General features: G+C 70.2%; 18 protein-coding genes. 5 read left to right on the top strand and 13 right to left on the bottom strand.

All coding sequences use genetic code 11. The features are described from left to right. The 7 genes from AB0M01_RS31600 to tmk form a co-directional block, all read right to left on the bottom strand. Positions 1–1,515: an alpha/beta hydrolase gene (locus AB0M01_RS31600; RefSeq protein WP_363675985.1), complete on the bottom strand. Its 1,515-nt coding sequence runs from the start codon at positions 1,513–1,515 to the stop codon at positions 1–3. Between the two features lie 14 nt (positions 1,516–1,529). Then, positions 1,530–2,609: a regulatory iron-sulfur-containing complex subunit RicT gene (gene ricT / locus AB0M01_RS31595; RefSeq protein WP_363676015.1), complete on the bottom strand. Its 1,080-nt coding sequence runs from the start codon at positions 2,607–2,609 to the stop codon at positions 1,530–1,532. A 46-nt stretch (positions 2,610–2,655) separates the two neighbouring features. Then, positions 2,656–4,347: a thiamine pyrophosphate-binding protein gene (locus tag AB0M01_RS31590; RefSeq protein ID WP_363675983.1), complete on the bottom strand. Its 1,692-nt coding sequence runs from the start codon at positions 4,345–4,347 to the stop codon at positions 2,656–2,658. 111 nt (positions 4,348–4,458) lie between these two features. Further along, positions 4,459–5,334: a DUF4190 domain-containing protein gene (locus AB0M01_RS31585; protein WP_363675981.1), complete on the bottom strand. Its 876-nt coding sequence runs from the start codon at positions 5,332–5,334 to the stop codon at positions 4,459–4,461. A gap of 17 nt (positions 5,335–5,351) precedes the next feature. Then, positions 5,352–6,011, bottom strand: coding sequence for a DUF4190 domain-containing protein (locus AB0M01_RS31580; protein ID WP_363675979.1), 660 nt, complete (start codon positions 6,009–6,011; stop codon positions 5,352–5,354). Positions 6,012–6,141: 130 nt separating this feature from the next. Further along, positions 6,142–7,311: a DNA polymerase III subunit delta' gene (locus AB0M01_RS31575; protein ID WP_363675977.1), complete on the bottom strand. Its 1,170-nt coding sequence runs from the start codon at positions 7,309–7,311 to the stop codon at positions 6,142–6,144. 3 nt (positions 7,312–7,314) lie between these two features. Further along, positions 7,315–9,345 (bottom strand): dTMP kinase, encoded by a 2,031-nt coding sequence (gene tmk / locus AB0M01_RS31570; RefSeq protein WP_363675975.1) that lies wholly within the window; start codon positions 9,343–9,345, stop codon positions 7,315–7,317. Positions 9,346–9,439: 94 nt separating this feature from the next. Between tmk and AB0M01_RS31565 the strand changes: the two genes are divergently transcribed. The 3 genes from AB0M01_RS31565 to AB0M01_RS31555 all read left to right on the top strand — a co-directional run bounded on the left by AB0M01_RS31565 (position 9,440) and on the right by AB0M01_RS31555 (position 10,831). Beyond that, the gene (locus AB0M01_RS31565; RefSeq protein ID WP_363675973.1) at positions 9,440–9,715 is read left to right on the top strand and encodes a type II toxin-antitoxin system prevent-host-death family antitoxin; all 276 of its coding nucleotides are present in this window, start codon (positions 9,440–9,442) and stop codon (positions 9,713–9,715) included. Further along, complete coding sequence (locus AB0M01_RS31560) at positions 9,712–10,119, top strand: type II toxin-antitoxin system VapC family toxin (RefSeq protein ID WP_363675971.1); 408 nt, start codon at positions 9,712–9,714, stop codon at positions 10,117–10,119. Before AB0M01_RS31565 ends, AB0M01_RS31560 begins: the two co-directional genes overlap by 4 nt. Positions 10,120–10,237: 118 nt before the next feature. Continuing rightward, positions 10,238–10,831 (top strand): biotin transporter BioY, encoded by a 594-nt coding sequence (locus tag AB0M01_RS31555; protein WP_363675969.1) that lies wholly within the window; start codon positions 10,238–10,240, stop codon positions 10,829–10,831. Here the strand turns inward: AB0M01_RS31555 and AB0M01_RS31550 are convergent. The 6 genes from AB0M01_RS31550 to AB0M01_RS31525 form a co-directional block, all read right to left on the bottom strand. Next, positions 10,828–11,193: a DUF4913 domain-containing protein gene (locus tag AB0M01_RS31550; protein ID WP_363675967.1), complete on the bottom strand. Its 366-nt coding sequence runs from the start codon at positions 11,191–11,193 to the stop codon at positions 10,828–10,830. The genes AB0M01_RS31555 and AB0M01_RS31550 overlap by 4 nt on opposite strands. Positions 11,194–11,252: 59 nt before the next feature. Continuing rightward, positions 11,253–11,420 (bottom strand): hypothetical protein, encoded by a 168-nt coding sequence (locus AB0M01_RS31545; protein WP_363675965.1) that lies wholly within the window; start codon positions 11,418–11,420, stop codon positions 11,253–11,255. 89 nt (positions 11,421–11,509) lie between these two features. Then, positions 11,510–14,311: a glycoside hydrolase family 2 TIM barrel-domain containing protein gene (locus AB0M01_RS31540; protein WP_363675963.1), complete on the bottom strand. Its 2,802-nt coding sequence runs from the start codon at positions 14,309–14,311 to the stop codon at positions 11,510–11,512. 64 nt (positions 14,312–14,375) lie between these two features. Continuing rightward, positions 14,376–14,834 (bottom strand): Fur family transcriptional regulator, encoded by a 459-nt coding sequence (locus AB0M01_RS31535; RefSeq protein ID WP_363675961.1) that lies wholly within the window; start codon positions 14,832–14,834, stop codon positions 14,376–14,378. Between the two features lie 11 nt (positions 14,835–14,845). Beyond that, on the bottom strand, positions 14,846–17,587 hold the full coding sequence (gene topA / locus AB0M01_RS31530; protein WP_363675959.1) for a type I DNA topoisomerase: 2,742 nt from the start codon (positions 17,585–17,587) through the stop codon (positions 14,846–14,848). Positions 17,588–17,786: 199 nt separating this feature from the next. Beyond that, on the bottom strand, positions 17,787–19,061 hold the full coding sequence (locus AB0M01_RS31525; protein WP_363675957.1) for an alpha/beta hydrolase: 1,275 nt from the start codon (positions 19,059–19,061) through the stop codon (positions 17,787–17,789). 202 nt (positions 19,062–19,263) lie between these two features. Here AB0M01_RS31525 and AB0M01_RS31520 point away from each other — a divergent pair, with 202 nt between their 5' ends. Then, the gene (locus AB0M01_RS31520) at positions 19,264–22,953 is read left to right on the top strand and encodes an NPCBM/NEW2 domain-containing protein (RefSeq protein WP_363675955.1); all 3,690 of its coding nucleotides are present in this window, start codon (positions 19,264–19,266) and stop codon (positions 22,951–22,953) included. Positions 22,954–23,248: 295 nt separating this feature from the next. Beyond that, positions 23,249–24,553, top strand: coding sequence for a cytochrome P450 (locus AB0M01_RS31515; RefSeq protein ID WP_363675953.1), 1,305 nt, complete (start codon positions 23,249–23,251; stop codon positions 24,551–24,553). Positions 24,554–24,606 lie beyond the last annotated feature (53 nt).

Below are 24,606 nucleotides of genomic sequence, written 5' to 3'. Positions count from 1 at the left end.
TCAGCACTTCAGGTCTGCCGCAGGCGGTGAACCCTGCAGCAGATAGCTCTCCACCGCCGTGTCCACGCACTGGTTGCCGGCCTTGTAACCCGTGTGCCCGTCGCCGTCGCGCGTGATCAGCACACCGCTGTCCAGCTCCCCGGCCAGACCGACCGCCCACGCGTACGGCGTAGCCGGGTCGCGGGTGGTCCCGATCACGACGATCGGCTTCGCGCCGGTCGCCTTGATCGCGTGCGGCTTGCCGGTCGGCTTCACCGCCCAGTTCGCGCAGGCCAGCGAACCCCACAGCAGGTACGCCCCGAACCGCGGCGACTCGGCCAGGTACTTCGCCTGCAGCGTCTTGGCCTCCGCGACCGACTTGATGTCCTGCCGGTCCAGGCAGTTCACCGCGTAGATCGCCTCGTTGGCGTTGGTCGTGTAGCCGCGCGGCGTCCGGTCGGTGTTCTCGTCGACGATCGCCAGCAGCCGCGCGCCCTTGCCCTCGAGCCCGTCCGCGACGGCTTCTTCGAGCCGCGGCCACGCCTCCTGCGAGTACAGCGGGTAGATCACGCCGAGCACCGCCAGCGCCTGCGTCACCTCGCGGTCGCCGCCGGTCGGGATCGGCTTGGCGTCGGTCTCGGTGAGCAGCTTGTCGACCGCGGCCAGCACCTCCGCCTTCGTCGTACCGAGCTCGCAGTTGCGGCCGGCGCAGTCGGCGGCGAACGCGTCGAGCGCGGTGTCGAAACCCTTGGCCTGGGCGATGTTGTTCTCCTCGGCCGTCTTGGCCGGGTCGACCGCGCCGTCCAGGACCAGCCGGCCGACGTTCTTCGGGAACAGCTCGGCGTACGTCGCCCCGAGGAAGGTCCCGTACGAGTAGCCGATGTAGTTCAGCTCGACGTCGCCGACCAGCCCGCGCAGCACGTCCATGTCGCGGGCCGCGTCCTCGGTGGAGACGTGCGGCAGCAGCTTGCCCGAGCGCTCCTCGCAGGCGTCGGCGAAGCCCTTCGACACCGTGTTCAGCTCGGTGATCTCGGCGTCGTCGTCCGGGCTGCCGTCGGTCGCGATGAACTTGTCCTGCTCCTCGGTGTCCAGGCAGCGCACCGGCGTCGAGTCACCGACACCGCGCGGGTCCCAGCCGACCACGTCGAACTTGCGCAGCAGCGCCGGCCCGAGCACGAACGACGCCGCGGCCGCGAACTGGACGCCGGAGGCGCCGGGGCCGCCGGGGTTGATGAACAGGGTGCCGATCTTGCCGGTCCGGTCGCGCGCGGGGATCTTGCGGGCGCGCAGCTCGATGGTGTCGCCGGTGGGCTTGGTGTAGTCGAGCGGGACGGTGATCGTCGCGCACTGGCTGCCGGAGCCGCAGCGCTGCCAGGACGGCGTCTGCTGGTAGAACTTCTCCAGCCCCGCGGGGATCGGCCCGGCCGGCCCGTTGGTCGGGTTCCCGCTCGTCGTCCCGCCGTTGTCGGCGTCCTGGGCGCGGGTCGCGACCCCGCATCCTCCGACCAGCGCCAGCACCAGCAGCCCTGCAACCACCCTGCACGTCTTCACTACGAGCCGTCTCCCGAGTTGTCGTCCGGTTCAGCGCTGGTGGACCCGGTGTCCGTCGACGGGTCGCTCAAACGCCGGCGCCGCCGGGGCTTGCGGCGGCGAGCGGGCTCGGCGGCCGGGGGCTCGTCGGCCTGCGCCGGTACGTCGCCCGCGCGCGGCTCCGCCGCCGGGGGTCGCTGCCGAGCGGCCGGCTGGTCCGCGGCCGGCTCCCGGCGTACCGGGGTCGGCAACTCAGCAGGCGCGTCCGGCGTAGTCGTGCTGCTCGCCTCGTACTGCTGCCGCGGCGAGCACACGTCCGCCCGGCTGCACGCGCAGCGCCGACCCGAAGCAGCGAGCCGTACGACGACCGTGTCGCTCGGGACGTTGTGCCCGACCACGACGCCGTCGCCGGCGGGCGTCTCCACCGGCGTACCGACGCTCGGCGCCTTGGCGTTGAACTCCTGGTAGAGCGGGTGCTCGTACTTCAGGCAGCACATCAGCCGGCCGCACGCGCCGGAGATCTTGAGCGGGTTGAGCGGCAGGTCCTGGTCCTTGGCCATCCGGACGCTGACCGGCTCGAAGTCCTTCAGGAACGTCGCGCAGCACAGGTCGCGGCCGCACGGCCCGATCCCGCCCTGCAGGCGCGCCTCGTCGCGCGCACCGACCTGACGCAGCTCGATCCTCGCGCGCAGTCCACGGGCGAGGTCGCGGACGAGCTCGCGGAAGTCGACGCGGTGCGGCGCGGAGAAGTACACGATCACCAGCTGGTCGACGTCCGGGCGCCGGTCGACGAAGTCGATCCCGACCACCTTCATCGGCAGCCCGTGCTCGCGGATCAGCCGTTTCGCGGTCAGCCGGGCGTCGGCGCGCCGGTCACGGTTCTGCTCGTCCCGCTCCAGGTCGGCGTCGGTCGCGACGCCCTCGCACCGCGGCAGCCCACCGATCTCCTCGGTCACGTACTGCGGCGCCCACACACACTCGGCGACCTCGGGTCCGTCATCGGTCGGAACCAGCACCTTCTCCCCGACCCGCGGCCGGTGCGGACCGGGGTCCAGGTAGTACAGCCGTCCGTACCGCTCGAACGACACCGCCATCACCATACCCACGCGGCCAGAGTAGGGCATTCACGGTTGAGGGCTGTTGAGATCAGGCGGCGCGGCCTCCTGCGGCGGCGGCGATGCGGGCCAGCAGCGGTGGGATGTCGTCGATGCCGGTGTGGACCTCCAGGAACACCAGCCGGTCCGGCGCGGCGTCGGCCTCGGCCAGCGCTTCGTCCAGCTCCAATGCCGTGCGGGCGGTGAGGAGCAGCGCCTGGTCGGCGGTCATCGCGGCGGCGACCGTGTGCCAGTTCCACGGCGCGATGTCGTTGTACGCCGCCCGCGGGCCGTTGATCGCGCGCTCGATCGTGTAGCCCTGGTTGTTGACCAGGACGACGATCGGGCTGACGCCGTACCGGACCATGCTGCCGAGCTCCTGGACGGTCATCTGCGCGGCGCTGTCGCCGGTGAGCAGGATGCCGCGGCGGCGGTCGTCGGCGAGCTGGGCGCCGAGCAGCGCGGGGAGCGCGTACCCGATCGAGCCCCACAGCGGCTGGCCGATGAACCCGGCGCCGGCCGGCAGCGGCTGGCCGGACATCCCGAAGAACGCCGTGCCCTGGTCGGCGACGACGAAGTGGTCGCCGCGCAGGAACGTGGTCACGTGGCTCCACAGCTCGTCCTGCGAGAGCAACCCATCAGCAGAGCTCGTGCGGGCCGTCGCCGACAGCGTCGGCGCGTCCGCAGCGGCCCGCGCATCCCCAGCGACCGGCGCTTCGACCGCGAACGGAGGCAGGTCGACGAACAGCTTCGCCAGCCCGGCCAGCGCCGCCTTCAGCGGTACGCCGGCGTACAGCGCGCTCCCCACCTTCGCGGCCTCGGGCTGCAGATCGATCACCCGGGTCGCGTCGATCTGCTGGCTGAAGAACCCGCTCGTCGTGTCGGTGAACCGCACCCCGGCCTGGATCAGCACGTCCGCCGACTCGACGGCCTCCCGCGTCCCCGGCCGGCTGAACGCCCCGAAGTACGTGCCCGCGAACCGCGGGTCCGACTCGTCGACGAGCCCCTTGCCCATCGCCAGGTCGGCGTACGGGAGGTTGCTCTCGGCAAGCAACAGGTCGAGCTCGTGCTGCGCGCCGTACCGGTCGACCAGGTGGTCGGCGAGCACGACCGCCGTCCGCGCCCTCCCGAGCACCACCTGCGCATGCCGGAGGAACCCCTGCAGCGCATCCTCGTCCACCTCCGGCTCGGCAACGACCAGCGCACCCTCAGCCGAGTCGATCGGAGCAGTCGCCACGTCAGCCGGGATCCGCAGGTACACCGGCCGCCGCTCCCGCAGCGCCGCCAGCAGCACCCGGTCGATCTCACCAGCGGCGTTCTCCGGCGTCAGCGTCGCCAACGCGCAACTGACACTCTCCGCCGCCCGAGCGAACCGCTCGTAGTCCCCGTCCGCAGCCGTGTGGTGTACCGAAGCCCCGGTCCGCTCGAACGCCGACTTCGGGCTCCCAGTGATGTGTACGACGGGCAGCAGCTCGGCGTAGCTCCCGGCCAGCCCGTTGAGCGCGCTGAGCTCGCCCACCCCCGAGGTCGTGAGCAGCGCGCCGATCCCCCGCATCCGCGCGTACCCGTCGGCCGCGTACGCCGCCCCGAGCTCGTTCGCCGTCCCGACCCACTCGATCGCCGGGTGCGCGACGACCTCGTCGAGCAGTTGCAGGTTGTAGTCCCCCGGTACGCCGAACAGATGTCGTACCCCGAGCTCGGCCAGCCGGTCCAGCAGGTACCCGGTCACCGTCGTCGTCGCCACAACCCACACTCCCCGTGAATCATTCGTTTGACTCATTCAAGAGTAGCTCTTGAATCGTCAACTACCCACGGAGGGGCGGGCCGGTGGCGAAGACTTGCCACCGGCGGTCACTCAGCGCTTGCTGTCCTTCACGGTCCGGTCCAGCGGATCCCCGTCCGGCCCGTACGCCGTGCAGTAGATGTTGCGGTCGCCGCTGTTCCAGCCGGCCCGCTCGGGGTACCAGCTGACCGGGTCCAGCTCGGAGTCGGAGACGTCGATCCCGACGTACGGGCGGAACTTCTCGTTGCAGGCCTTCTCGCCGAGCTCGCCGACCTTCTCGTCACCGGGCCAGTCCTGGGCCGGCAGCGTCACCACGGCGTACAGCTCGCCGTCGTGGTCGACACTGCAGGCCGCCCGGGTGACCTCGTCCTCGTCGGAGGTGTCGTCGAAGCACTCGCCGACCACCAGCGCGTCGATGTAGACACCCGGGGCGCTGGTCGAGCTGACCGGCGTCCCGCCGCTGGAGTACTCGTCGTCGGGCAGCGAGGCGCCGATCGCGATCAGCGCGAGCACGATCGCGGCGGCCACCGTCACGACGGTGCCCGCGATCAGGCCGATCACCGCCTGCGCGGTGCCCTCCTCGTTGCGCTTCTTGATCTGGACCAGCGCGGCGATCCCGAGCCCGATCGCGACCGGCGCGGCGATCGTGAAGATGATGCTGCCCAGCCCGGTGGCCAGCGCGGCCGTGGCCAGGCTGTTGGTCCGGCGCACCTGCCCGGGGTAGCCGTAGCCGTACGGCACCGGCGGCTGCCCGTACGCCGGCGGGTACTGCACCGGCGGGTACTGCTGCTGCTGGAAGTGCGGCTGCTGAGGCGCCGAGTACGGCGGCACGAACGGCGCCGGCCCAGGCTGCTGCACGGGCGGCTGCTGGGGCTGACCGTACGACGGGAAGCTCCGCGGCCGGTCCTGCGGCCGGTTCGGGTCGTGCGGGTACGGCGGGTGTGTCATGGTCTTCTCCCCCAGGCCTAGCGCTGCGCCCCGCGCATGGATCCCACCAGGCGTTCCCCGCCCACCATGCACAGCACGTTGCCATCAGCAACAGCTTGATCTTCCAGCACCACGTAGTACATGTCCAGGTCCGAGCGCTCGTACGGCGTCCTGACGAACTCCTGGAAGGCGGTCGCGCAGTGCTGGGTCGCCGAGGTCTCCTTCTGCTCGGTCGACAGGCCGGTCATCGCCGCGGTCACCTTCGCGTACGCCTCGCCGGAGTGCGACGCGCCGCAGTCGGCGATGGTCACCATCCGCAGCGTCTCGGCCGACAGGTCGGCGTGGAAGCACTGCATCACCCGGACCTCGGCGATCGGGACCGACCGGCCGATACCGGCCTGGCGTTCGCCGTACAGGCCGAGCGCGGCGGCGACGCCGATCGCGATCACCCAGCAGCCCGAGAGCGCCAGCGCCGCCTGGGCAATCCGCCGGCCGCGGGTCCCGGCTCGGCGGGTCCGGCGCAGCGCCACGACCGCGAGCGGGACCGCCACCGGGATCAGCCCGGGCAGGCTGAAGGCCAGCGCCGCGACGGCGAAGCGGTCCAGCCGTCGTTGCGTCGGCGTCGGCACACCGTCCAGCCACGACTCAGCCGACGGCAGCGACCGCGCAGGCTCGACAGGCCGAGGCGGTTGGGTCATCCAGTTCCTTTAGCGAGGGCCAACGGCTGATTTCCCCAGCCAGCCAGCACATCGCCCGCACCCCTACCTTCGTTACACCGAGTCCGCAACCCAGACCCGTGTCTCACGCCTCGAACACGGTGCCCGGAAGTCAGCCTTCGAACAGGCTGATGGTCATCGCTTCCAAGGCCAGCAGCGGCGCCACGTTCGTTTCGATGGCCTCGCGGCAGGCGGCCAGGGCGCCGATCCGGCGGACCGTCTGCTCGGGCGTGGTCCGGTCGGCGAACTGGGTGATCGACTTGTGCAGCTCGGCGTTGATCAGGTCGCTGCCGGCCCGGGTCTGGACCACCAGGACGTCGCGGTAGAGCGCCATCAGGTCGACCAGCGACCGGTCGAGCACGTCGCGTTCCCAGCGCTTCGCGCGGGCCTTCTGCTGCTCCTCCAGATCCTTGACCGCGGCCGCGGCCTCGCGTGGCTTGGCGCCCTTGGTGCCGACGCCGAGCGCCTGCTCGAGCTCGGCGCGCTCCTTCTCGTCGACGGCCGCGGCGCTCGCCTTGGCCTCCTCCTTGGCGGCCTCGGCCAGCTGCTGGGCCGCCTTCAGGCAGGCCCCGAGGTCCCGCAGCGCGAACGGCACCTCGAGCACCTTCGTCCGCCGCTCGCGCACCGACTCGTCCCGCGCCAGCGCCCGGGCCCGGCCGATGTGGCCCTGCGCGGCCCGCGCCGCGAACCCGGCCAGCTCGGCATCCACCCCGAGCTTGCGGCTCAGCATCTCCGCGACGGCCGCGACCGGCGGCGTCCGCAGCACCAGCAGCCGGCAGCGCGACCGGATCGTCGGTACGACGTCCTCGACGGTCGGCGCGCACAGCACCCAGACCGTCCGCGGCGCCGGCTCCTCGATGCTCTTCAGCAGCGCGTCGGCCGCCTGCTCGGTGAGCCGGTCGGCGTCCTCGACGACCATCACCTGCCAGCGCCCCTGGGTCGGGCTCATCGCGGCCCGGCGGATCAGCTCGCGGATCTCACCGACACGGATCGAGAGCAGCTCTGTGCGGATCAGGGAGACGTCGGGGTGCGCGCCGCTGAGCGCCGTACGGCACTCGTTGCACTCGCCGCAGCCGTCGTTCGGGCACTGCAGGGCGGCGGCGAACGCGCGGCCCGCGTTGGACCGGCCGGAGCCGGGCGGGCCGGTGATCAGCCAGGCGTGGGTCATCCCGGCCGTCGCCGCGCCGCCCTCGCCGCGCAGTCGAGCCGCGGCACCCGCGACCGCCCGCTGCAGCACGTCCACCGCAGGCTCTTGACCGACCAGGTCGTCCCACACCGTCATCTGTCAGCTCTCCTGATCGGCGGCCGGTACATGGTCGGGCGTGGGGGTCGCTCCGACGTTCGGGAGCAGCGGCAGCAGGCGGGCCTGGATCTGCCGGGCGATCTGCTCGCGGTCCTGCGTGGCATCGAGGACCAGGTAGTGCTGCGGCTCGGCGGCCGCCAGCTCCAGGAACGCCGACCGGACCCGCTCGTGGAAGTCCGCGGACTGGGCCTCGATCCGGTCGCGTTCCTCGAAGCGGCCCAGGCCGCTGCGCGGGGGCAGGTCGAGCAGGATGGTCAGGTTCGGCCGGAGGTCGTCGGTGGCCCAGCGGTTCACCCGCTCGACGTCCGACAGGTCCAGGTCGCGCCCGGAGCCCTGGTAGGCCAGCGCGGAGTCGACGTACCGGTCGGTGATCACCACCGAGCCCGCCTTGAGCGCCGGCTTGATCACCGAGTCGACGTGCTCGGCCTTGTCGGCGGCGTAGATCAGCGCCTCGGCCCGGTGCGAGATGTCTCCCGTGGCCGGGTCGAGCACGATCTGCCGCAGCGTCTTCCCGAGCTCCGTCGCGCCGGGCTCGCGGGTGAGCAGCACGTGCTGCCCGCGCTCCTCGAGCCACTTCACCAGCAGCGCGGACTGCGTCGACTTCCCCGCGCCCTCGCCGCCCTCGAGCGCGACGAACAGCCCGGTGGTCGGGTAGACGCCCGGCGTCTTCCCGAAGCTCTTCCGGACGTCCCGCCAGAACGGTACGCCGGGCCGGTCGTCCATCTGCTTCCAGGCGACCAGCCCGATCACGCCCGCGAGCACCGCCGCGATCAGCATCGTCAGCGCGGCGCCGTTGTAGCTCACCGACCGGCCGCCGACGCTCCACGTCTGCCGCCCGATCGCCCCCGCGACGAACGGCGCCACCGCGAGCGTCAGCGCGAGCACGGTCCGAACCGCCGACTGCACGAACGCGAACGTCCGGCCGCGGACGTTGTCCGGGACCTCCAGGCCGAGCAGCGTGTACCCCGAGACCCAGGAGGCGCCGGCGCAGAAGCCGAGCACGATCGCGATCATGGTGGCGATCTCGAGCTGCTGGATCAGCGCCAGCCCGGCCAGCCCGATCCCGGACCCGACCAGCCCGGCCGCGAACAGCCGGCGCCGGGACAGCCCGGAGAAGATCCGCGGCGCGAACCCCATCCCGAGCGCGAGCCCGCCGAAGACGGCGCCGAACAGCACGCCGTACCCGGGATCACCGGCGTCCAGGTCCTCGACGTACGTGCGGCCGAGGCCGATCACCACCGCGCCGGCCGCGAAGGCGCCGGAGATGCCGACGACCAGGCCGCGGACCACCGGCGTACCGGTGACGTAGGACCAGCCCTCGACCATCGTCCGCCACAGCGTCGGGTGCTCCTCGTGGTCGTGCCGGCCGGCCCGGCCGATCTCGGCGACCGAGATGATCGCGAACCCGGAGACCGCGAAGGTCAGCGCGTTCACGTAGACGGCCAGGTCGATCGCGACGTCGCCCAGACCGCGGCCGACCAGCGTGATCGCGGTGAAGATCACCGCGGCCGGCAGGGCCGTCCCGTACGTCGTGACCAGGCTCAGCTGGTTGGCCGCCTCGAGCCGGTGCCGGGGCACCAGGTTCGGCACGCTGGCGTCCTTGGACGGACCCCAGATCAGGCTGACGATCTCGATCAGCACGGTCGCCACCAGCACCCAGGTCAGGGTGCCGACGATCGGGATGCTGACGAAGAACGCCGCCCGGATCATGTCGCCGAGGATCATCGTCCAGCGCCGGTCGAGCCGGTCGGCGACCCACCCGGCCACCGGCCCCATCACCAGCGCGGGCAGCACCCGCAGGAACAGCACCCCACCGATCGCGAAGTTGGCCGCCTGGTAGTCGTCACCGGCGAAGTTCTTGGCCATCGCGGTCAGCGCGAGCAGCCCGATCCAGTCCCCGAGGCTGGACAGCCCGAAGGCGATCCAGAGCCGCCGGAACGCCCGGATCCGCAGCACCGCCCGGACGTCGTGGGCCGGTGCAGGATCGGTCAGCGGGTCGTATACCTCCGGCACGACACAGAGCCTAGTCGGCCACACCGACGAGATGTTCGCTGAGGGGAGCGTGCGGGACTACCGAGTGTAGAACACCGTGTTCTACACTCGGTGCATGGACAGTATCCCCGTGCGCGAGCTCAATCAGCACACCAGCGCCGTACTGGCCCGGGTCGCCAACGGTGAGTCCGTGGAGATCACGGTCAGCGGCCGGCCCGCAGCCCGCCTGGTGCCGATCGATCACGCCACCAGCACCCGGAGCGAGCTGATCCGCCGTGGCCGGTTGATCCCCTCCACCATCTCGGCGCCGGTGGTCATGCCGCCGGGTGAGCCGGATCTGTCGACCGATTCCACCGACATCGTCTCGGACCTCCGCGAGGAGCGTCTGTGATCTTCCTGGACTCGGCCGCGATCGTGAAACTGATCCGCCCGGAGGCGGAGAGTGCGGCCCTGGTCGCGTGGCTGACCGCCCAGTCCGACACGCAACTGGTCGCGTCGTCACTGGTGCTGACCGAGGTCCCCCGGGCCCTCCGCCGCTCAGACCCCGGCCGGCTCGCCGCCGTTCCCACGGTGCTGGCCCGGCTCGACCGGGTGCCGATGGACGACACCGTGCTCGCCACCGCGGCCGCCTACGCGGACCCGATGCTGCGGACCCTCGATGCGATCCACCTCGCGAGCGCCCAGACCCTGGTCCTGGAAGGCCTGGCGCTGACAGCACTGGTCACGTACGACAAACGCCTGCTCGCGGCAGCCGCGGAGGTCGGGCTGGAGACAGCCGCTCCCGGCGCCTCCTAACCGGAGTGATCACCGACACAGGTGTGGTTGTCGCGGCAGGGAGCTGAGGCAGACTGAGGCGTCCGTTCTGTACCTGGCCGCCCGGTTCACCTGGGCGGCCGACCGATGTGGAGGCTTCGTGACCACCGCCGTACCCCTGCCCGCTCAGCGCCCGCTCGTGCTCGCCGACGTCCTGGGCCGGTCCCGGGCCCGTGACGTTGCGCTGGTCGTCACCGCGGCGCTGTTCACCGCCGCGCTGGCGCAGATCGCGATCCCGGTCCCGGGGTCGCCGGTGCCGATCACCGGGCAGACGCTGGCCGTCGTGCTGACCGCCGCCGCGCTCGGCCCGTACCGCGGGCTCGCCGGTCAGGCGCTCTACCTGGTGCTCGGCGCGATCGGGCTGCCGTTCTACAGCGAGGCGTCCGGCGGGTTCGAGGTGATCAGCGGCGCGACCGGCGGCTACATCGTCGGCTTCCTGCCGGCGGCGTACCTGATCGGCCTGGCCGCCAAGCACCAGCTCGACCGGGCGCTGTGGAAGGCGCTCCCGCTGTTCGTTGCCGGTCAGGCGATCATCTTCGCCGTCGGTGTGCCGTGGCTCGCCGTCACCGCGCACCTCAACGCGAGCCAGGCGATCGCCGCCGGTTTCACCCCGTTCATCGTGGGCGGCTTGATCAAGGCCGCCGTCGCCGGCGCGATCCTGCCCGGCCTCTGGAAGCTCACCAAGCAGAGCTAGGCCGAGACGGCGATCGGTTCCCGCTCGTCCTCGAACAGGCCCTCGGGTGGGTCGATCAGCGGCAGGTCCGCGATCGGGTACTCGCTGTGCTCGCGCCGGCACGGTCCGAACGGGCCGTCCGGGTCGAGCAGGAACGTCATGTGGTGGTCGGCGTGGTCGCGCCACCACATCGACATCCCGGTGTCGCCGTCCTGGCGCAGGTACTCCCAGGAACGCCACAGTGCGTCGAGGCGGCACATCGCCTCGAAGTGGCGGTACCACTCCGGGCACCACACGTGGGAATGCCCGAGCTTGCGGGCGTAGGCCTTCACCAGGAACTGCGACACGAAGGCCGCGAGATGCGGAAAATACTGCTCGGACATCGATCGCTCCAGGGGTTCCGCTCCCGCCGTCTCGCGACGGCGGGAGCGCGGCGGAAGAGTCAGCGGCCCTTTTCGAGCTTCTCGATCTTCTTGTTCAGCTTGCCGAGCTGGTTGGCGCTGTCCTTCATCTGCCGGCTGCTCGCCGACAGCCCGGACTGCCGCATCTCGGACTGGAACTCCTTGAGGTTCTTGTACTGCTCCTTCAGGTCTTCCAGCGACTCCGCCATGCTCGTTTTCCCTTCCCAGCAACGGTTCGTGCCGGTCGGCACGCCCACTCGGACGTGAGCACGACCGTTGCTGGTTCCAGGACTCCGAACTATTCAGTCTCAGTCGAAAAGCTGAACTTCAGCGACAGCGAAGCCGGTGCCGTCAGCAACTTGTACTTGTCCGCGAGCGCCGGGCCGCAGGAGTTCGACCCGATGCCGGCCTGGGCCAGGTCCAGCGTCACGTACGTCGTACCGCCGGGCTTCACGTCGACCGTGTGCTTGGCGTCGGCCAGGTCCTGGGTCGTCCAGTCGCGGACGGTCAGACCGAACAGCGTCGGTGCCGCCTCGACCCGAAGGGTGCCCTCGGCACCGTTCAGGACCGCCCAGCGGGTGTCGATCCGGTGCCCGTTCTCCTGCGGGCGCACGTACGGCGTCTGCAGCTCGGCCACGGTCGCCGAGTACCGCCCGACGGCGGCCGCGCTGCGGGTGTCGACGTACGCCTCGTTCGGTCCGGCGCCGAACCACTCGACGGACGCGACCGTCGGCAGCTCGAAGGTGACGCCGAGCCGCGGCAGCGTCGCCGGGAACTGACCCTCGGGCGTGACGCTGAGGTCGAGGTGCAGCCCGTCCTCGAGCTTGCTCCACACCCAGGTCGAGACCAGGCCCCACTGCAGCGCGGGCGGCGCGGTCCGGGTGACGACCTTCCAGCCGGTCTGGTGCGTGGTCGCCGAGACGACCCGGTGCTGCACGCGGTGCAGGCCCTGCTCGCGCCACGCCTCGGCGACGCCGGGGATCGTGTCGTTGTCGGTCGGCGCCCGCCAGACGTCGAGCCGCGCGTTGCGGATCGCGCCGACGGTGATCCCGGCGGCGGTCGCGACGCCTTCCGGAGCCGAGCACGAGCCGGACGCGGCCGGAGCGCTCGACGCGGCCGGCTCGTCCAGCCGCACCTGCCCCCACGCGACCCGGTGCCCGGCCTCGGCCCACGGCGTACCGTCGGTCAGCGTGGCGTTGACCGTCACCCAGGTCTCGGCCTGATCGGCCGACTCGGGCAGCTCCACCGTCACCGTCTCGCCGGGCGCGATCGCCGGCACCGGCAACGAACCCTCGGCGACCTGCGTGCCCTCGACCTCGACGACGTACCGGAACGTCAGGTGGCTGGTGTCCAGCACCTCGTACCGGTTGGTGATCGCCACGTTCTTGCCGTCAGCAACGATCCGGAGCGGCTCGATCACCTTGACGTACTCGAGCATGCCCGGCGACGGCGTCCGGTCCGGGAAGAGCAGCCCGTCGCAGACGAAGTTGCCGTCGTGGATGGTCTCGCCGAAGTCGCCGCCGTAGGCGTAGAACTCCTGCCCGTCCTCGGTCTTGCGCAGCCCGTGGTCGATGAACTCCCAGATGAAGCCACCCTGGCAGCGCGGGTACTTCTCGAACAGCTCCCGGTAGTCCAGCAGCCCGCCCGGCCCGTTGCCCATCGCGTGCCCGTACTCGCAGAGGATGAACGGCAGCCCCCGGTACGACGAGGTGTCCGCGCCGATCTTCGCGACGTCCTCCGGCGAGGTGTACATCTGCGAGTAGATGTCGACGAACTCCGCGTGCGTGTCGCGCTCGTAGTGCACCGGCCGCGACGGGTCGAGCTCCTTGGCCGCGTCATACATGGCCTTGAGGTTGTCGCCCATCCCGCACTCGTTGCCGAGCGACCAGATCACGATGCTGGCGTGGTTCTTGTCGCGCTGGATCATCCGCTGCATCCGCGCGACCAGGTCGGGGCGGAAGCGCTCGTCCATCACCGGGTTCGGCAGGTTCGGCGGCTGCGGCTCGTAGCCGAAGCCGTGCGTCTCCAGGTCGCACTCGTCGACGACGTACAGGCCGTACTCGTCGCACAGCGACAGGAAGTGCGGGTGCGGCGGGTAGTGGCTGGTCCGGACCGCGTTGATACCGGCCCGCTTCATGATCAGCACGTCGTCGAGCATGTCCTGCTCGGTCAGCGCGCGGCCGCGGTCGGGGTGCGTCTCGTGCCGGTTCACGCCGTTGAACAGGACCCGGTTGCCGTTCACGGTCAGGACTCCGTCGGCGATCGCGACGGTCCGGAAACCGATCCGGATCCGGACCTCGCCGCCCTCGGTGCGCACGACGCCGTCGTACAGCTTGGGGCTCTCGGCGCTCCACGGCTCGACCTGCGCGACCACGGTCTGCTCGCCGGTCGCCAGCTCCAGCCCGAGCTCCGGTACGACGACCGTCCCGGCCACGTCGGAGTCGACCTTCAGCGTCCCGCCCGGTCCCTCGTACGACGCGTGCACGAACACGTCGGTCGGCGCGGTCGGCTTCAGCGCCAGCAGGTTGACCTCGCGGAAGATCCCGGACAGCCACCACATGTCCTGGTCCTCGACGTAGCTGCCGGCCGACCACTGGTGCACGCGGACGGCGATCCGCGCCTCCGCACCCGGCGTCACCAGCTCGGTGACGTCGAACTCGCTGGGCAGCCGGGAGCCGGACGACCAGCCGACCAGCTCACCGTTGACGTGCAGCGCGAACCGCGAGTCGACTCCCTCGAAGCGGAGCACGATCCGCGTCCCGGCGAAGTCGGCCGGCACCGCGACGGTCCGGACGTAGTCACCGGTCGGGTTGTCGGTCGGCACGTACGGCGGGTCCAGCGGGAACGGGTAGTCGATGTTCGTGTACGCCGGGGCGCCGTAGCCCTGCAGCTGCCAGTGACCCGGGACGCTGATCGTGTCCCAGCCGCTGGTGTCGGGGTCCTTCAGGTCGTCGGGGGCCTCGGCCACGCTCGGCGAGAGCCGGAAGCTCCAGTCACCGGTCAGCGCGACCCGGGCGGAGTCGTCGTCCAGCCAGGCCCGCGGGGGCAGGACACCGGCGGCCGGGGCGAAGTCTTCGACATAACTGTGGTCGTAGGTCACGAACGACGAGCCTACGACCGATCTGTTCACGAATCCACACCGATGAACAGATATGGACAGGAAATCAGCCCGCGCAGTCCTGACAAACCCCGACCAGCGCGACCTGCTCGGGCGCGAGCTGGAAACCCAGGTCGCGCTGGAGCTTGCGGCGGGCCGGGTCGAGGGTGTCGCCGGGCGCGTCCAGCACCGTGCCGCACTCGGAGCAGCGCAGGTGCAGGTGCCGCGGGGCGAGCTCGCCGGACAGGTGGTACGTCGTACCGGCGCGGCCCAGGTGCACGTGCGTGACCAGGCCGAACTCGCCGAGCGCGTCCAGCGCCCGGTACACGGTCGCGCGGTGGATGCCCGGCCGGAGCTCCTCGGCCCGCTCGCCGATCTGCTCGGCGCTCAGGTGCTCGTCGGTCCCGGCCAGCACCTCGACGACCGCCAGCCGGGCCGGGGTCACCCGCTCACCGCGCTCGCGCAGCCGTCGCGCGGTGACCTCGGCCGGCCCCTGCGGGCCGCTGTCTTCTCGGGTTGGCGCCATGGTCCAGTCTCTCAGGACTTCTTGGCGGCGGCCTTCTTCGTGGTCTTCTTGGCCGCGGCCTTCTTGGTGGTGGTCTTCTTGGCCGCCGTCTTCTTGGCGGTGGTCTTCTTCGCCGCCTTCTTGGCCGTCTTCTTCACCGGGCCCCGGGCCCGCTTGTCGGCCAGCAGCTCGGCCGCCCGGAGCAGCGAGATGCTGTCCACCGAGTCGTCCTTGCGCAGCGTCGCGTTGGTCTCACCGTCGGTGACGTAGGGACCGAAGCGGCCCTCCTTGACCACCACCGGCTTGCCCGACTCCGGGTCCTCGCCGAGCTCCTTCAGCGGCGGCGCGGCGGCCCGCCGGCCACGCTGCTTGGGCTCGGCGTAGATCTTCAGCGCCTCCTCGAGGGTGATCTCGAAGATCTGGTCCTCGGTCTGCAGCGACCGCGAGTCGGTGCCCTTCTTCAGGTACGGCCCGTAGCGGCCGTTCTGCGCGGTGATCTCGTCACCGGACTCCGGGTCCTTGCCGACCACCCGCGGCAGCGACAGCAGCTTCAGCGCGTCGTCGAGCGTGACCGTGTCCAGCGTCATCGACTTGAGCAGCGAACCGGTCCGCGGCTTGGCGCTCTTCGGCGCGTCGTCGGGCAGCACCTCGGTCACGTACGGGCCGAACCGGCCCGCCTTCGCGACCACCTGCAGCCCGCTGTCCGGGACCGCGCCCAGCTCGATCTCGACCCCGGACGGCTGACTCAGCAGCTCCTTGGCCTTGTCGACGGTGAGCTCGTCCGGCGGCAGGTCCTCCGGCACGTTCGCCCGGGTCTCGTCCGGACCCTCGACGTACGGGCCGTAGCGGCCGACGCGGACCACGATGCCGCTGTCCGGCGGGCCGACCGGGAAGGTGGACATCTCCCGGGCGTCGATGTCACCGAGGTCGCTGACCATCGACTGCAGGCCCTCGAGGTCGTCGTCGCCGAAGTAGAACCTGCCGAGCACGCCCTCACGCTGCAGGTTCCCGGCGGCGACGTCGTCCAGCACGTCCTCCATCGAGGCGGTGAACGCGTAGTCGACCAGGCGGGTGAAGTGCTCCTCGAGCAGCCGGACCACGGCGAAGGCCAGCCAGGCCGGAACCAGCGCGTTGCCCTTCTTGTACACGTAGCCGCGGGCCTGGATGGTGCCCAGGATCGAGGCGTACGTCGACGGCCGGCCGATCTCACGCTCTTCCAGCTGGGCGATCAGCGTCGCCTCGGTGAACCGCGACGGCGGCTTGGTCTCGTGCCCGGAGGCGAGGACCTCGGTGGCCGGGAGCACGTCGCCCTCGGACACGTCGGGGATCTGGGTCTCCCGGTCGTCGGTCTCGTGCGACGGGTCGTCCGCACCCTCGACGTAGGCCTTCAGGAAGCCGTGGAACGTGATCACCCGGCCGGACGAGGTGAACTCGCACTTCTCCCCGGTCGAGGCGGTCGCGTCGATCTTGATCGAGACGCTGTTGCCGGCCGCGTCCTTCATCTGGGACGCGATCGTGCGCATCCAGATCAGCTCGTACAGCCGGTACTCCGCGCCGGACAGCCCGGTCTGCGCCGGGGTCTGGAACTGCTCACCGGCCGGGCGGATCGCCTCGTGCGCCTCCTGGGCGTTCTTCACCTTGGAGGTGTAGACCCGCGGCTTGTCCGGCAGGTACGTCGCGCCGTACAGCTCGCGGACCTGGGCCCGGGCCGCGGTGATCGCGGTGTCCGACAGCGTGACGCTGTCGGTACGCATGTAGGTGATGTTGCCGTTCTCGTAGAGCCGCTGCGCGATCTGCATCGTCTGCGAGGCGGACATGCCGAGCTTGCGGCCGGCCTCCTGCTGCAGCGTGGTGGTCCGGAACGGCGCGTACGGCTTGCGGGTGTACGGCTTGGACTCGATCGAGCGCACGGTGAACTGCGACTCGCGCAGCGCCGCGGCCAGCGCGGTCGCGGTCGGCTCGTCGAGGTGGACCGTGTTCTGGCTCTTCAGCTCACCGGTCGACGCGAAGTCGCGGCCCTGCGCCACCCGCCGGCTGTCCACCGAGACGAGCCGCGAGGGGAACAGCCGGGGCGTCTTGCCCTCACCGGCGTCGAGCGTCGCGTCCAGGTCCCAGTACGACGCCGAGCGGAACGCGATCCGCTCCCGCTCGCGGTCGACCACCATCCGGATCGCGACCGACTGGACCCGGCCCGCCGACAGCTTCGGCATGACCTTCTTCCACAGCACCGGGGAGACCTCGTAGCCGTAGAGCCGGTCCAGGATCCGGCGCGCCTCCTGGGCGTCGACCAGCGCGTCGTTGATCTGCCGGGCGCTGCCGACCGCGTCCTGGATCGCCTTCGGGGTGATCTCGTGGAAGACCATCCGCTTGACCGGGACCTTCGGCTTCAGCTCGTCGAGCAGGTGCCACGCGATGGCCTCGCCCTCGCGGTCCTCATCTGTCGCGAGGTAGAGCTCGTCGGCCTCCTTGAGCAGGTCCTTGAGCTTGCGGATCTGCTGCTTCTTGTCCGCCGGTACGACGTACAGCGGGTCGAAGTGGTCGTCGATGTTCACGCCGAGCCGGGCCCACGGCAGCCCCTTGTACTTGGCGGGGATCTCGTCGGCCCCCTTCGGCAGGTCCCGGATGTGGCCGAAGCTGGACTCCACCACGTACCCGGACCCCAGGAAACCGGCGATCATCCGCGCCTTCTTCGGCGACTCGACGATCACCAGCCGGCGCCCGGTGCCCGCCGAAGCGGTTCCGGACGATGTCTTGGTTCCTGCTGCCCCTGCCACTGCGCTCCTTGCTGTCCACGTCCTCTAGGACCGACCAACGTCTGCGGCCGGACTGCTCATTCCCCGTGAGCACAACCCCGAGCACCGACCCTGCCCGAAGACAGAGTACGGCCGACAGCAACGCATTTCTCAACGCACGGTAACCGGTCGCGCCGCCACGCGCCGCATTCAGGTGACCGAAAGCACGGCCGGGAGCGGCTCAGCGGACGAATCCCACGGCGGGGAACTGACCCGATTCCTTCCGCAGCAGCGACTGCGGGCGACCGCGCAGACTCTGGTCGAAAAAGGCCGCGAGGTAGTCCCGCTGAGCGGACACCGCCTCGGTCTCGTCACCCTTGCCGACCAGCTTGCCGACGGCGATCGGGATCAGTTCGTCGTCGCCGTACACGTGGTGGAAGAGCTGCGCGAAGACGAACCGGAAGTCGCAGAACGCGAAGTGCTCCGACCCCTTCAGCTGCAGGTTCAGCTTCCAGCCCTGCTGCGCCTTCCAGAACGCCGCCCAGGAGGCGTCGTAGTTCGGCGCCTTCGGGTCGAGCCGCTGGCTGGTGTCGGAGCCGAAGAGCAGGAACGGCCGCTTCAGGCCCTTGCGCGCGACCTCGCCGACCAGCTGGTCGTCCTTGCTGTCCGACAGCGTGCCGTCCAGGTCCGCGCCGGCCAGCACGCGCCGGTCCTGCAGCATCGTGTTGGCGGTGGTGTAGCCGCCGAGCGAGTACCCGAACATCCCGGTACGCCGCAGGTCGAGGCTGTTCCTGAGCCCGTGCGGCAGCTTGCGCTGCTCGGCGTCCGGGTTCCGGCCGGCGGTCAGCTGCTCGAGCTGGTTCAGCACGAACCGCGTGTCGGCGGTCCGGGTGTCGACCACGTCGTGGATCAGCTCGGCGGTCGGCGCCTGGTCCGGGTCGTGGCCGGGCACGAACCGGCCGTCGGGGAACTCGACCGGCGTCTCGCCGGTGTGGTCCATGCTGACCACCACGTAGCCGCGGCTGGCCAGGTCCTCGGCCTGCGAGGTGTTGAGGAACCGGCTGAACGGGTATCCCGGCGAGAAGACGACAACCGGGTGCTTGCCGGACCGGGCCGGTACGCCGACCTTGGCGTGCGTCTGCGTGTTGGCGAAGTCGAGCACGGTGCCGGGCAGCCAGAACGCCTCGGACCACTGGCGGCCGACGTACTCGGCGGTCTTCTTCGGCATGTACTTCGCGAGCGGCGCGTCGCGGCCGATGCCGGCCGCCGGGTACCAGACGCTGACCATCAGTTCGCGCTTGCCGCTCGGCGCTGTCGAGTCGGCCCGGGCCCGGTCGACCAGGTGCAACTCGGTGGTGCCCAGGTCGTAGCGGCCGGTCGGCTCGGGCAGGTCGAAGGTCGTCGGGGTGTAGACGGGGTCCTGGGCGGTCCGGGCCTGCGCGGTCAGCGGGACGGAGAGCAGAGCGAGAGCCAGGACGCCGAGCACCGCGTGGTTGATCCTTCGACAGTTCGCCATGCGCAACATCGTCGCCTCACGCACAGTCACCGAGGATCCACCGTCCGATGGAGGACCTGTCTCAACTTCATGACAGCCGAGCTAGTGACAGCGCGACGGTGATCGGTTATCAATGGCAAGACTGTTCATAGTTGCTTGAAGTGAGGCCATCTTGAGCATCTTTTCAAACCTTAAACGTTCAGCACTGCTGACGGCGACGAGCTTGGCTTTGGTCGCCGGCGCGCTGGTCAGCACACCAGCGGTCGCTCGGGAGGCCGGGACGTCGCTGGGCACGGTGACCGCCTTCGCCGCCGACAACGCGACGTACACGCTGACCGCGGGCACCGCGAAGGTGCGCGTGGTCTTCGTGAAGGACGACGTGTTCCGGCTCTGGCTCGCGCCGGACGGCGAGTTCACGGACCCGGCCAACACCCCGCCCACCGACCCGGCCGCACCCGCGTCGAACATCGTCGCGAAGACCGACTACGCGAAGGCGAGGACCAGTTGGCGTGACCGCGGCAGCTACTACTCGCTGACCACCGGCAAGATCGAGGTCCGGGCGAACAAGTCGCCGCTGCGCTTCTCGCTCTACCGGTCGAACGGCCAGCAGGTCTGGTCCGAGACCGCGCCGCTCTCGTGGACCGACACCGCGGCCAGCCAGTCGCTGAGCCGCGGCGCCACCGAGCAGTTCTTCGGCGGCGGCATGCAGAACGGCCGCTTCTCGCACCGCGACCAGACGATCACCGTCTCCCGCGACTTCAACTGGGAGGACGGCGGCAACCCGAACGCCTCTCCCTACTACATGAGCACCGCCGGGTACGGCGTACTGCGCAACACCTTCTCCCCCGGCAGCTACTCGTTCACCGAACCAGTGGTCACCCGGCACGACGAGAAGCGGTTCGACGCGTACTACTTCGTCGGCGACCTCAAGACCTCGCTGGACCGCTACACCGAGCTGACCGGCCGGCCCTTCATGCCACCGGTCTACGGCCTCGAGTACGGCGACTCCGACTGCTACAACCGCGGCCACTACGCGACCGACCCGGACACCAGCAACGACTGGAAGGTGCACCCGGACAAGACCACCACGCTGGACGCGGTGAAGGTCGCCCAGAAGTTCCGCGACGAGGACATTCCCGGCGGCTGGATGCTGGTCAACGACGACTACGGCTGCGGCTACTCCGACGACACCGACTCCGAGCAGGTCGACGGCACCTGGTGGGGCAAGCGGGAGATCGCTCCGCTGAAGCAGACCAGCGAGGAGCTGAACAAGCGCGGCATCCAGATGGGCCTGTGGACGCAGTCCTCGCTGGACCGGCAGCCGGCCGAGGTCGGCGAGGCAGGCGTCCGGGTGCGCAAGCTGGACGTCGCCTGGGTCGGACCGGGCTACCGGTACGCGCTGAGCGCCTGCGACACCGCGCACGACGGCATCGAGCAGTACAGCAACGCCCGCGGCTTCGCCTGGATGGTCGAGGGCTGGGCCGGTGCCCAGCGCTGCGCGGTGCAGTGGACCGGTGACCACAGCGGCTCGCTCGACGCGATCAAGTGGCAGATCCCCGCCATCACCGGTTCCGGCAACTCCGGGATCGCCTACAGCGCGGGCGACATCGACGGCATCTTCGGCGGCTCGCCGACCAGCTACACGCGCGACCTGCAGTGGAAGGCGTTCACGCCCGCGCTGATGACGATGTCCGGCTGGGCGACCCCGGCGTACAAGCAGCCGTGGACGTACGGCGAGCCGTACACGAGCATCAACCGCAAGTACCTGAAGCTGCGCGAGCGGCTGTTGCCCTACTTCTACTCGTACGCCGCGGAGGCGCACCGCACCGGCGCACCGCTGAACCGCTCGCTGGTGCTGGAGTACCCGACCGACCCGAACACCTGGGGCGACGCGGCGAAGTACGAGTTCCTGGCCGGCAAGGAGTTCCTGGTCGCGCCGATGTGGAACGCCGACGAGGTCAAGAGCGGTATCTACCTGCCCAAGGGCCGCTGGATCGACTACTGGACGGGCAAGGTCTACCAGGGCCCGACGACGGTCAACGGCTACCACGCGCCGCTCGACACGCTGCCGCTGTTCGTGAAGGCGGGCGCCGTCGTACCGATGTGGAAGGCCGGGATCAACACCGCCACCGAGCAGGGCTTCGGCGACCGGCTCACGGTCGACGTCTACCCGGAGGGCAAGTCGTCGTTCGACCTGTACGAGGACGACCGCGTCACCCGCAACTACAAGGAGAACAAGTCGGCCACCCAGAAGCTCGAGGTGACCGCACCGACCGCCGCCCGCGGTGACGTGACGGTGAAGATCGGCGAGAGCCGCGGCTCGTACGCCGGCAAGCCGAGCGCACGTCCGTACGAGCTGACCGTGCACACCGGCACCGCGCCGCGGGACGTCACGCTCGACAACCGCAAGCTCACCAAGCTGGTCAGCAAGAACGCCTACCTCGCGGCCTCGTCGGGCTGGTACTACGAGAACGGCGTCGTGCTGGTGAAGACCACGTCGATCTCCACCGGCAAGTCCGCGACGGTCCGGCTCGCGCAGACCACGTCGGTCGGCGGCGGCAAGGTCGTCACCGACACCTTCGGTACGCCGGAGCTGAGCAGCCCGTCGCTGTGGAACGCGCCCGGCCAGGCCACCGAGGTCACCGCTTCCTTCACGAACGCCGGTACGGCGACCATGCGCGACGTGCGACTGGTCCCGAACCTCCCGGCGGGCTGGACCGCCACCGGCACCAGCACGTTCGCCAAGGTGGACCCGGGCAAGACCGTCACCACCAAGCTCCAGGTGACGCCGGCCGCGTCGGTGCAACCGGCGAGCTTCACCCTCCGGCTCGACGCGACCTACCGGGTGCACGACGCGTCGTACCACAACAGCACGGTCGCCACCGCGCAGTTGCCGTACGCATCGTTGTCGCAGGCCGCCAACGTCGTCGGTGTCAGCGACGCGAACACCTACGCCCAAGGCAACTTCGACGGCTCCGGCAACAGCTTCAACGGAGAAGCACTCGCCGCCGCCGGCTTCACGCCGGGCGCCAAGGTCACCGTCCAGGGCGCCGAGTTCACCTGGCCGACCGGAGCTCCCGGTACGGCGAACCTGGTGAAGAACCAGCCCGCGCCGATCCTGGTCAGCGGCACCGGTTCGCACCTGGCGCTGCTCGGCGCGGGTGCCAGCTTGAATGCCAAGGGCAACGTCACCGTCATCTACACCGACGGCACCGAGTCCCAGGCACCGCTCCAGCTACCCAACTGGTGCTGTCAGGACCCGACCACCGGCGGCGCCAAGCAGGCAGTGTCCGTGAAGGGCCGGTACACGGCGAGTGGTCTGGCGAACACGACCACCGACTACCGGGTCTTCTACACCGCTGTACCGCTGACCGCCGGCAAGACCGTCAAGGCGATCAAGCTGCCCGGCGGTGGCCTCGGCTTCTTCGCGGCGACGCTGGCCGACAAGCCTTTGCCTCCGGCACCGACCGGGCAGCCGTGGATCAGCGATCTGGAGTGGACCGACTCCACCAACGGCTGGGGACCGGTCGAGCGCGACAGGAGCAACGGTGAGGACGGCGCCGGCGACGGCGGTCCGCTCACGCTGGCCGGGACGCAGTATGCAAAGGGCCTCGGGACGCACGCGCCGTCGTCGGTCAGCGTCCGGCTCGGCGGCAACTGCAGCAGCTTCAGCGCGCAGCTCGGGATCGACGACGAGATGGAGGACCGTGGCAAGGTGAGCTTCAAGGTCGCCGTCGACGGTGTGGTGAAGTACACATCGGACCTGCTCACCGGAAACTCGCCGACGGTACCGGTCACCGTCGACGTGACCGGCGGCCAGAACCTGACACTGCAGGTGACCGACGCGGGTGACGGTGTCACCAGCGACCACGCCGACTGGGCCGACGCCCGGCTGACCTGCAAGGACTCCTGACCGAAGGGGCAACCGCCCCGAGCGCAACCGACTTTCGGCTGGACTTTCCCTGAGACCACCCCCGGAACCCACCTGCCCGCCAGTAAGGGGGAACAACAGGTGGGTTCCGGTGGCAACAGGGCCCTCCGGCATGACACGCTTCGTGCTGGCACGGCCGTGGCCCCCTCCCATGGTGGTGCCAACGCCACCATCCGAGTGGTGCCAACACCATCAGTTCTGGTCCTGGTGACGGCTACTTTCGAGACAGACGAAAGCCGTTGCCGGGCAGCTGTTCCAGAGAGGGCGCGTGGGAGTCATGGTTGCGACATACCTGAAGAAGTGGGTCGGCAGCCGGCTGCTGAGCAGGACCAGCCGCAGGGGTGGTCTGGACCTGTCGAAGATGAAGATGTTCCCCCGCCAGGTGTCGTTGCCGCTGCGTCGCGAAGGGCTCGACCCGGCGCCCGAGATGGAACGGATCCGCGAGACCGAGCCGGTGCACAAGCTGGCCCACCTGTTCGGGATGAACGTCTGGATGGTCAGCGGGTACGCCGAGGCCAAGGCGGTGCTGGCCGACAGCACGAACTTCAGCAACGACATCCGGCCGCTGATCGCCTCGGACCCGAACAAACCGTCCGAGGGCATCGGCGGCCTGGGCTTCACCGACCCGCCGGACCACACCCGGCTGCGCAAGCTGCTGACGCCGGAGTTCACCAAGCGCCGGCTGGCCCGGCTGGAACCGGCGATCGAGAAGATCGTCAACGACCAGCTCGACCTGATGGAGGCCAAGGGCCCGGTCGCCGACATCGTCGCCGACTTCGCCTTCAACGTGCCGTTCCTGCTGATCGCCGACCTGCTCGGCGTCGAGGAGGACGACCGCGACCGGTTCCGCGCCCTCGGCCCGGCCCGGTTCGACCTGTCCGGCGGCGGCATCGGCGTCTTCGGCTCGGCCAGCGAGTCGCGCGACTTCCTGTTCGAGATCGTCCGCAAGCAGCGCAAGGACCCCGGCGACGGGCTGATCGGCTCGATCATCCGCGAGCAGGGCGACACCATCGACGACATCGAGCTCGGCGGCCTGGCCGACGGTGTCTTCCTCGGCGGCTACGAGACCTCGGCCAGCATGCTCGCGCTCGGCACGCTGGTGCTGCTGCGCGACCCCGACAACTTCGCCCGGATCCGCAACGAGCCGGGCGCCGTCGACACGATCGTCGAGGAGCTGCTGCGCTACCTGACCGTCGTCCAGGTCGCGTTCCCGCGGTTCGCGCGGCACGACCAGGAGCTGTTCGGGCACCAGGTGAAGAAGGGCGACCTGGTCGCGGTGTCGCTGTCCGGCGCCGACCGGGACAAGGAGATCTTCGGCCCGAACGCCGAGAGCTTCTGGCCCGAACGGGTCCCGGCCGCGCACCTCGCGTTCGGCCACGGCATGCACCGCTGCGTCGGCGCCGAGCTGGCCCGGATGGAGCTGCGGGCCGCGTTCACCGCGCTGGCGCACCGCTTTCCCGACCTGTCGCTGGCGGTCGCCGAGGAGCAGCTGCGGTTCCGCGACTTCTCGATCGTCTACGGCGTCGAGTCGCTGCCGGTGCAGCTGCACGCCACGGCCGGCGCCCAGCAGGCCGCCGGCTGACGTAACGTTTCACTTCTCGCGGTGACACACCGGATTCGTAAGACTGCGTCAAG

The organism is Kribbella sp. NPDC051770 (assembly GCF_040681455.1).
In the GTDB taxonomy this organism is placed as follows: domain Bacteria; phylum Actinomycetota; class Actinomycetes; order Propionibacteriales; family Kribbellaceae; genus Kribbella.
This window is presented reverse-complemented; position numbering and strand designations above follow the sequence as displayed.